Source organism: Allobosea sp. 01N443 (assembly GCF_056399325.1).
On sequence record NZ_JBFTRC010000229.1, the window covers coordinates 1 to 8,358 of the forward strand.

Sequence of the window (8,358 nt, forward strand, 5' to 3'; positions counted from 1 at the left end):
GGGTCAGCCCGGTGCCGATAGCCCAGACCGGTTCGTAGGCGATGACGAGGGTCAAGGGCGTCGACGCATCGGGGACCGAGCCGCGAAGCTGTTTCCTGACCACGGCAAGCGCCTTGCCGGCTGCGCGCTCGGCCTGCGTCTCGCCGACGCAGACGATCGGGACCAGCAGGGCGCGCTGCGCCGCTTCGGCCTTGGCCTTGACGACCGGATTGGTCTCGCCGTGGAGGGTGCGGCGCTCGGAATGACCGACGATGGCATAGCCGGCGCCGGCATCGGCGAGCATGGCGGCGGAGACCTCCCCGGTGAACGCGCCGCTTTCCTGCTCACCGCAATCCTGTCCGCCCGTGGCAATCCGCGAGCCGGTCAGGGCTGCCGTCATGGCAAAGAGCAGCGTCGCCGGTGGGCAGATGGCGAGATCGACCGCGTGTTTCAGCTCCCGGTCATAGCCCCTGGCTACCTCGGCTGCGATGGCAAGCTCGGYCTTGAGCCCGTTCATCTTCCAATTGCCTGCCACCAACGGCTTGATGCTGCGCGTCACCATTTTTCTCCTCTTCTCTCGCTCCGGGCTCTACCAACGCCCGCAACGCGCCGCAATCAGCCGGCAAGACCACGGTGAAGATTGCGGGCAGCGTGATCGGTTCCTATAAGCAGCGCCACAAAACGCGAAGGCTCGCGTCGCAGCGATGCGGCCGGAGAGGGAAAGAACGACCCCATGATGATGAATCGCATCCGCAAGGCGGGTCAGGGCCTCATTGGCAAGCTCATCATCACAGTGATGTTCGGATTTCTGATCCTGTCCTTCGCGATCTGGGGCATCGGCGACATCTTCCGGGGGTATGGACGCAACTCTGTCGCTCAGGTCGGGAAGACCGAGATCGGCCTCGAGCAGATGCGCGTGGCCTATCAGAACGAAGTCCAGAACCTGACGCGCCAGCAGCGCCGCTCGATTACTCCCGAAATGGCGCGCGCGCTGGGGCTCGACCGCCAGGTGCTCTCGCGCCTCGTGACGGAGGCTGTGCTCGATCAGACCGCGAGCCGGATGCGGCTTGCGGTCTCCGACGAGACCATCCGCAACCTGATTTTCCAGGACCCGGTCTTCCGCGATGCCTCCGGCAACTTCTCGCCGGCCCGCTTCAACGAATTGCTGCGCTCGAACGGGCTCAACGAACAGAATTATGTGCGCGAGCAGCGCGCCACGATCCTGCGCCAACAGATCGCCGAGATGGTGGTCGGCGGCGTGACCGCTCCGGTCGCGCTGCAGGAACTGGGACATCGCCTGCGCAACGAGCGCCGCGCAGTGACATTCGCCAAGCTGCCGCCGGCGGCCGCCGGTGAGATCGCCGCACCGACCGAAGCTCAGCTCAAGGGCTATTTCGACGAACGCAAGGCGAGTTTCCGGGCTCCCGAGTTCCGTAGCGCCAACGTGCTGACGATCTCGACCGAAGCTTTGGCCGACCCGAGCAAGGTCACCGACGAAGAGGCCAAGGCCCGCTATGAGCAGGTCAAGGCGCAGCGCTTTGGTTCCCCCGAGAAGCGCACGATCCAGCAGATCACCTTCCCGAATGCCGAGGAGGCGCAGGCCGCCAAGGCGAAGATCGATGCCGGCGAAGCGTTCGAGGCGATCGCCGCCGCGCGCAATGTCGCCGAGAAGGACCTGACGCTAGGCACCTTCACGCGCAATCAGGTCTTCGATCCGGCCGTGCGCGAGGCCGCGTTCGCGCTTGCCCAGGGAGCCGTCAGCGCTCCGGTCGCCAGCGCCTTCGGCTCGGTGCTCCTCCGCGTCCCGACGATCGAACTCGAGCATATCCGGCCCTTTGAGGAGGTTGCTGCCGAGGTGCGCAAGGACGTCGCGACCAGCAAGGCCACGAGCCAGCTCACGGACCTGCATGATCGGATCGAGGACCAACGGGCCGCGGCCAAGCCGCTTGCCGAGATCGCACGCGAGTTCAATCTGCCCCTGCTGACGGTCGGCCCGGTCGATGCCAGCCTGGGCAAGCCGGACGGCACGCAGGCACAGCCCCTGYCCGGCGGCGACGCCACGCTTCCCGCCATCTTCCGCTCGGATATCGGCGTCGATAACGAGGCCGTTCGCCTGCCGCGCGACACGGGCTATGTCTGGTTCGATGTGACCAAGATCGACCCCTCGCGCGAGCGGACCTTTGACGAGGTCAAGGGCGAGGTCGAGCGTCAATGGCGGGCAGACGAGGTGGCGAGCAAGCTCTCGGCCAAGGCCCGCGAACTGGTGCAGCGTCTTGATTCCGGCGAGGCCTTCGATGCCGTGGCCGCCTCGGCCGGCCTGGTTGTCGAACAGGCGGCGGAGCTCGGCCGGCAGGACCAGAAGCCGGAGCTGCCCGCCAATGTCATCAGCCTGATCTTCGGAACGCCTGTCGGCAAGAGCAACTCGGCGCTGGGCGCAGACGACAGCGGGCGCGTCCTCTTCAAGGTCGTTTCGGCGACGGTACCGCCCTATGCCCGGACGACGCAGGAGGCGGAGAATTTTGCCCGCCTGCTCGGCTCCAGCGTCAGCGAGGATATCCTCGCGCAGTATGTCGCGAAACTGCAGAGCAACCTCGGCGTCACGGTCAACGAGACGGCCTTCCGGAACGCCACCGGCGGCGCGCAGAACTGATGTCTGCGCCCTCCGATCTGTCCTCCTTTGCGGAGGCGTATGACGCGGGAGCGCCGCAGCTTCTGCGGCGCGTCCTGGTCGGTGATTGCGAGACGCCCGTCGCCGCCTTCATGAAGCTGAGGCACGCCACGTCCGGCCCAAGTTTTCTGCTCGAATCGGTCGAGGGCGGCGCCGTACGCGGGCGTTATTCGATGATCGGCATCGAGCCGGATGTGATCTGGCGCTGCCATCGCGGTGAGGCTTCGCTTTGCCGACCGGCTTTGGGCGAGGCCTTCGTCGCCGATCCGCGCCCCGCCTTCGAGAGCCTGCGGGCTCTGCTCGGCGAGAGCGCTATCCCCGACGAGGATGGCCTGCCACCGATGGCGGCCGGCGTCTTCGGCTATCTCGGCTACGACATGGTGCGGCTGATGGAGCGACTGCCGCAGCCAAAGGACACCGGGACCGGCGTCCCCGACGCGATCCTGACCCGCCCGACCCTGATGGTGGTGTTCGATTCCGTGCGCGACGAGATCCATCTCGTGACGCCCGTCCGCCATCAACCGGGCGTTGCCGCACGCGTCGCCCACGATCGGGCCCAGGAGCGGCTCGACCGGGTCACGGATATCCTCGAGGGTCCTCTCCCCCCGGAAGCCGACATCGATATCGCCGCGCTGCCGCAGCCCGACATCGTTTCCAACACGACCGAGGCCGAGTTTCACGCCATGGTGGCGCGGGCGCAGGACTATATCCGCGCCGGCGACATCTTCCAGGTCGTGCTGTCGCAGCGTTTCGAGGCGCCCTTCGCCCTGCCCTCCTTTGCGCTTTACCGGGCGCTGCGGCGCGTCAACCCGGCGCCGTTCCTGTGCTATCTCGACTTCGCTGATTTTCAGATCGTCTGTTCGAGCCCCGAGATCCTGGTACGGTTGCGCGACGATACCGTCACCATCCGGCCGATCGCCGGCACGCGGCGGCGCGGCGCGACGACCGAAGAGGATGCGGCGCTCGCCGAGGAACTGCTGGCCGACCCCAAGGAACGGGCCGAGCATCTGATGCTGCTCGATCTTGGCCGCAACGACGTCGGCCGCGTTGCACGGATCGGCTCGGTCAAGGTCACCGATTCCTTCTTCATCGAGCGTTACAGCCAGGTCATGCACATCGTTTCCAATGTCGAGGGAGCGATCGACCCGCAGCATGATGCGCTGGCCGCACTCGCCGCGGGCTTCCCGGCCGGCACCGTCTCCGGAGCGCCGAAGGTGCGTGCCATGGAAATCATCGATGAGATGGAACATGACGCACGCGGCGCCTATGGCGGCTGCATCGGCTATTTCGGTGCCAATGGCGAAATGGACACCTGCATCGTGCTGCGCACCGCCGTGGTGAAGGACGGCCGCATGCATGTCCAGGCCGGCGCCGGCATCGTCTATGATTCGAACCCGGCTTCCGAACAGCTCGAGTGCATCAACAAGGCCAAGGCCCTGTTCAAGGCAGCGGAGGAAGCAATCCGGTTCGCGGCGCGCGCTGGCCGGGGACAATAGTGGCCTCGCCGGAGCCCCGGGGTGACGCAGCCGCTACGGTCGTCGAAATCCTGCGGGTCTTCAGTGATGCGAGCACACGCCCCTGCCTGGTTCGGACGACCGACGGCAGGCTGCATGTCCTGAAGCTCGCCGGCGCCGGGCCAGGGCCTCGTGGCCTGCTGATCGAGCTCCTTGCCCTGCGCTTCGCGAAGCTGCTCGGCGCACCGGTCCCCGATGCCAAACCACTGCTGCTGCCGCACGGCTTCCCATGGATGGTCGGCACCGACGAATTCGACGAGATGATCCAGCGCAGCTTTGGCTGGAATCTCGGCGTTGCTTTCATCCCGAACACCGCGCCGGTCGCAGCCGCGGACCTTGGCCCCGACGATGCGGCGAGTCTCCTGGCGATCGCGGAGGCGGATTGCTTCCTGCACAATGTCGACCGGCCGCGCTCGAATCCGAATCTCCTGCGCGGGGCCGGCGGTACGCTGCACGCGATCGATTTCGACGCCTGTCTCTATTTCGACAGGGCACTGGCCGGCCGCCTGCCCGCCAGCTTCGCACTTCCACGCACACATCTCCTGGCAGGTATGATGACGGCGAGCAAGGGCAAGGCACTCGATCCCGACCTGCCGATTTCCTGGCTGGCAGAAGCACCGTCGGCCTGGATCGACGCCGCGGGACGCGAGGTCCCAGTCATCGCCAACGCGCTTGCGACCTATATCCGGCACTGGAACGCCCTATGCACCGGCGGGGCGCAAGAGGCTGGCGATCAGCGCGAGGCCAGCGTCGGCGAGAGCGGCGGCTGTGTCTCCCAGGCCTTGCCGCTGCGACCTTCCTCATAGCCGCGCTGGAACAGGGCTTTCATGTACTCCGTATCGAATTCGGAGCGCTGATTGCCTTGAAAGCTCTTGGGAATGGCGGTGAAGGAGAAGCGCGCGTGCATTCGCTTCGCCATCTCCGAGATCGCTGCGATATTGGCGAGCGCCTGGTATTTCACCAGCGTCGAGATCGAGCGTGTGGCTAACCCCGGCACCGTCTGGGTGCTGGCCTTGTATTCCGGCTCCAGCTTGCCGTTGCGAATGACATAGAGCGAGAGACTGCGTTCCTGACCGAGGTTGCGCCGGGCAGCCCCGTTGAGATCGAGCCCCGGTGGGGCAAAGAAGATCTGCGAGGTGACACCGCCGTCGACGTGAAGCTCGTCGAAGACCTTGCCGTTGCTCTCGACATTGAGGCGCACGGCCGGAAAGACCGCCGGTATGGCTGCCGAAGCGAGCAGAATGTCGACAAAGAGCTTCTGCCGGTCGGGCCGCTGACTCGCGGCAATGCTGCCCACGTCCCAGATCACCGGCCGCTGAGCATCGAGATTGGTGGTCTGGACCAATAAACGGCGGCCTTTGCGGTGCTCGGCGGCGATTTCATCGAGCAATTGCTCGGTCGCATAGCGTTCGACCAGGTGGCGCAGTGGCGTCGTGTCGTAGAGGGACTCGCCAAACAGTCCGAGGACTCCCTTGCTGCGAAAGAGCTCGTTATCGCCGTAGCGCGTATAGATCTCCTCCAGGGCGCCGTCATAGTGCGAGCCGAGGAACGCAAAGGGCGCAGCGAGCGAGCCAGTACTGACCCCGGTGACGACCTCGAATTGAGGCCGGTCGCCGCGTGCGCTCCAGCCCTTCAGGAAACCCGCGCCATAGGCCCCCTCTCCGCTCCCACCTGAAATCGCAAGAAATGTTGCGGCCGCCTGGCATTTGCCACAGCCCGAAGCGGCGATCTGCCGGTATTGGGTATCGACATATTTGCTTGTGGTGGGGACGACCGCATCCCCCCAGAAGCGGATCGTGCCGAATCCGACGACCTCGGCTGACGACAGGCCTTCCGCGGGCAGAGCTTGCGGTCGTTCCCCGGAATTGCATGCCGCCAGGCCGAACAGCGCGGAGGCCAGCAGCACGTGCCTGATCGCCTCGGCCCGACGCAACATCGCCATGCCCCCACCCGAACGCCCCCGCAAGATTGCGCGGTCTCTTCACCGCCATCTTGTCGCCAGCGGAGCTGCGAGCGCAATCGCGATGGAGCCACGATCCGACAATAACTTGACCACTTGCCCCCCGAACGGGCATGACCACCTTGCCATCATCGCGACCGGAGATCTCGTTAGCGGCAATGCGTATCCTGCTGATCGACAATTACGACAGCTTCACCTGGAACCTTGTCCACCTGATCGGCGGGCTTGGGGCGGAGGTCGAGGTTCGCCGCAACGATGCCCTTGCCGTCGAAGAGGCGCTGGGCGGAGGGCATGACGCGATCGTATTGTCGCCAGGCCCCTGCACCCCCAACGAGGCTGGCATCTGCCTTGACCTCGTACGCCAGGGTGCCGACAGGAAGCCGATCTTTGGCGTTTGCCTCGGCCTGCAGACCATCGGTCAGGCCTTCGGTGGCGAGATCGTGCGCGCGCCGCTGCCGATGCACGGCAAGATCTCGACCATTGGCCATCACGCCCGCGGCCTCTTTCACGGCATCAACGGGCCGATCCAGGCGACGCGCTATCACTCGCTCATCGTGGCACGAGAAAGCTGCCCGACCGAGCTCGAGATCGAAGCCGCAACGGAAGACGGGCAAATCATGGCGCTCTCGCACCGCTCCCTGCCGGTGCATGGCGTACAGTTTCACCCCGAGAGCATCGCCTCCGAACAGGGTGCGACGATCCTGCGCAATTTCCTCGGCCTGGCGGAACGATGGTCGCAGACACAGGACCGTGCCGCCCTTTCCGAAACAGCCTGACGTCGAAGAACCCATGGACGATTTCAAACCCTTCATCGCCAAGGTGGCGACCGGCGCCTCACTCTCCCGCGAGGAGGCGCGCGATGCCTTTGACACCATCCTGTCCGGCGAGGTCACCAATGCGCAGGCGGCCGCCTTCTTGATGGCGCTGCGCGTCCGTGGCGAGACCGTCGAGGAGATCGCCGGCGCGGTCAGCGCCATGCGCGGCAAGATGCTGCCGGTAAAAGCACCGGCCGGCGCGATCGACATCGTCGGAACCGGCGGCGACGCTTCGGGCTCCTATAACGTCTCGACGCTGGCCGCGATCATCACCGCGTCCTGCGGCGTGCCGGTCGCCAAGCATGGCAATCGCGCCGCCTCGTCACGTTCCGGAGCGGCCGACGTGCTCACCGCGCTCGGCGTCAAGGTGGGGCTCGAGCCCGCGGGCACGGAGCGCTGCATCGCCGAGGCCGGCGTCGGCTTCATGTTCGCGCCGACCCATCACGCCTCGATGCGGCATGTAGCGCCGGTGCGCACAGAACTCGGCACCCGCACCATCTTCAACCTGCTCGGGCCGCTCTCCAACCCGGCCGGTGTCAAGAGGCAGCTCGTCGGCGCCTTCTCAGAGACCTGGCTCGAGCCGATGGTGCGCGTGCTGTCTGCTCTGGGCTCCGACCGCATCTGGGCCGTGAACGGCTCTGACGGCCTTGACGAGATTACCACCACCGGCCCGACCCGCGTCGTCGCGCTCGACAAGGGCAAGATCGAGAGTTTCTCGATCAGCCCGGACGATGTCGGCCTGGCCCGTGCAAAGCCCGAGGATCTGCGCGGCGGTGAACCGGCGCAGAATGCCGAGGCGCTCCGCGCGGTTCTCGACGGCAAGAAGACGCCCTTCCGCGATATCGCGGCCTTCAATGCCGCCGCCGCGCTCGTCGTGGCCGGTCAGGCCGGTGATCTGCGCGACGGCCTCGCCCGCGCGACCTCGGCGATCGACAGCGGCAAGGCCAAGGCGACGCTGACCGCACTTATCGCCAGCTCGAACGCGTGAGGACGTCATGAGCGACATCCTCGCCCGCATCGAGGCCTATAAGCGTCAGGAGATCGCCGCAGCCAAGGCCGCGGTTTCCCAGGCGGAGATCGAGCAGCGCGCCCTGGCTGCCGGCCCCGTGCGTGGCTTCACGGCCGCGCTTGCCGCGAAACACGCGGCCGGCAAGCCTGCATTGATCGCCGAGATCAAGAAGGCCAGCCCGTCCAAGGGGCTGATCCGCGCCGATTTCGACCCGCCATCGCTGGCACGCGCCTATGCCGATGGCGGCGCGGCCTGCCTGTCCGTACTGACCGATGCCCCCTCTTTCCAGGGACAGCCGGAATTCCTGCAGCAGGCGCGCGCGGCAAGCGGCCTTCCCGCCCTGCGCAAGGATTTCCTCTATGACCCCTATCAGGTCTTCGAGGCTCGCGCCTGGGGCACCGACTGTATCCTGA

General features: G+C 66.1%; 8 protein-coding genes. 6 read left to right on the plus strand and 2 right to left on the minus strand.

Going from position 1 to position 8,358, the window contains the following annotated elements; translation table 11 throughout:
• Positions 1-538: triose-phosphate isomerase family protein (locus AC1DRP_RS32445; protein WP_476770652.1), on the minus strand; the 538-nt coding region annotated here is incomplete at its 3' end.
• 174 nt (positions 539-712) lie between these two features.
• On the opposite strand from AC1DRP_RS32445, the gene AC1DRP_RS32450 reads away from it, so the two are divergent.
• Genes AC1DRP_RS32450 through AC1DRP_RS32460 form a run of 3 tightly spaced genes read left to right on the plus strand, consistent with a single transcriptional unit; the run spans position 713 to position 4,967 of the window.
• Entirely contained in the window at positions 713-2,629 is a 1,917-nt protein-coding gene (locus AC1DRP_RS32450; protein WP_476770653.1) for a peptidylprolyl isomerase, read from the plus strand.
• The gene (trpE, locus tag AC1DRP_RS32455; RefSeq protein ID WP_476770654.1) at positions 2,629-4,143 is read left to right on the plus strand and encodes an anthranilate synthase component I; all 1,515 of its coding nucleotides are present in this window, start codon (positions 2,629-2,631) and stop codon (positions 4,141-4,143) included. Before AC1DRP_RS32450 ends, trpE begins: the two co-directional genes overlap by 1 nt.
• Entirely contained in the window at positions 4,143-4,967 is an 825-nt protein-coding gene (locus AC1DRP_RS32460; RefSeq protein ID WP_441505551.1) for a HipA family kinase, read from the plus strand. The genes trpE and AC1DRP_RS32460 overlap by 1 nt, the downstream gene beginning before the upstream one ends.
• On the opposite strand, the gene AC1DRP_RS32465 is transcribed toward AC1DRP_RS32460, so the two are convergent.
• Positions 4,895-6,103, minus strand: coding sequence for a patatin-like phospholipase family protein (locus tag AC1DRP_RS32465; RefSeq protein ID WP_441505550.1), 1,209 nt, complete (start codon positions 6,101-6,103; stop codon positions 4,895-4,897). The two genes, AC1DRP_RS32460 and AC1DRP_RS32465, sit on opposite strands and share 73 nt — an antisense overlap.
• A gap of 176 nt (positions 6,104-6,279) precedes the next feature.
• On the opposite strand from AC1DRP_RS32465, the gene AC1DRP_RS32470 reads away from it, so the two are divergent.
• The 3 genes from AC1DRP_RS32470 to AC1DRP_RS32480 all read left to right on the plus strand — a co-directional run.
• The gene (locus AC1DRP_RS32470) at positions 6,280-6,897 is read left to right on the plus strand and encodes an anthranilate synthase component II (protein ID WP_441505549.1); all 618 of its coding nucleotides are present in this window, start codon (positions 6,280-6,282) and stop codon (positions 6,895-6,897) included.
• Between the two features lie 13 nt (positions 6,898-6,910).
• Positions 6,911-7,924: an anthranilate phosphoribosyltransferase gene (gene trpD / locus AC1DRP_RS32475; protein WP_441505548.1), complete on the plus strand. Its 1,014-nt coding sequence runs from the start codon at positions 6,911-6,913 to the stop codon at positions 7,922-7,924.
• 7 nt (positions 7,925-7,931) lie between these two features.
• Positions 7,932-8,358 (plus strand): indole-3-glycerol phosphate synthase TrpC (locus tag AC1DRP_RS32480; RefSeq protein WP_476770655.1); only part of this gene is annotated, 427 nt, incomplete at its 3' end.

What these genes read in the sequence shown, in the direction of transcription:
- trpE (WP_476770654.1), top strand. Translation starts at nt 2,629, where the DNA reads ATGTCTGCGCCCTCCGATCTGTCCTCCTTTGCGGAGGCGTATGACGCG.
- AC1DRP_RS32465 (WP_441505550.1), bottom strand. Translation starts at nt 6,103, where the DNA reads ATGGCGATGTTGCGTCGGGCCGAGGCGATCAGGCACGTGCTGCTGGCC.
- AC1DRP_RS32470 (WP_441505549.1), top strand. Translation starts at nt 6,280, where the DNA reads ATGCGTATCCTGCTGATCGACAATTACGACAGCTTCACCTGGAACCTT.
- trpD (WP_441505548.1), top strand. Translation starts at nt 6,911, where the DNA reads ATGGACGATTTCAAACCCTTCATCGCCAAGGTGGCGACCGGCGCCTCA.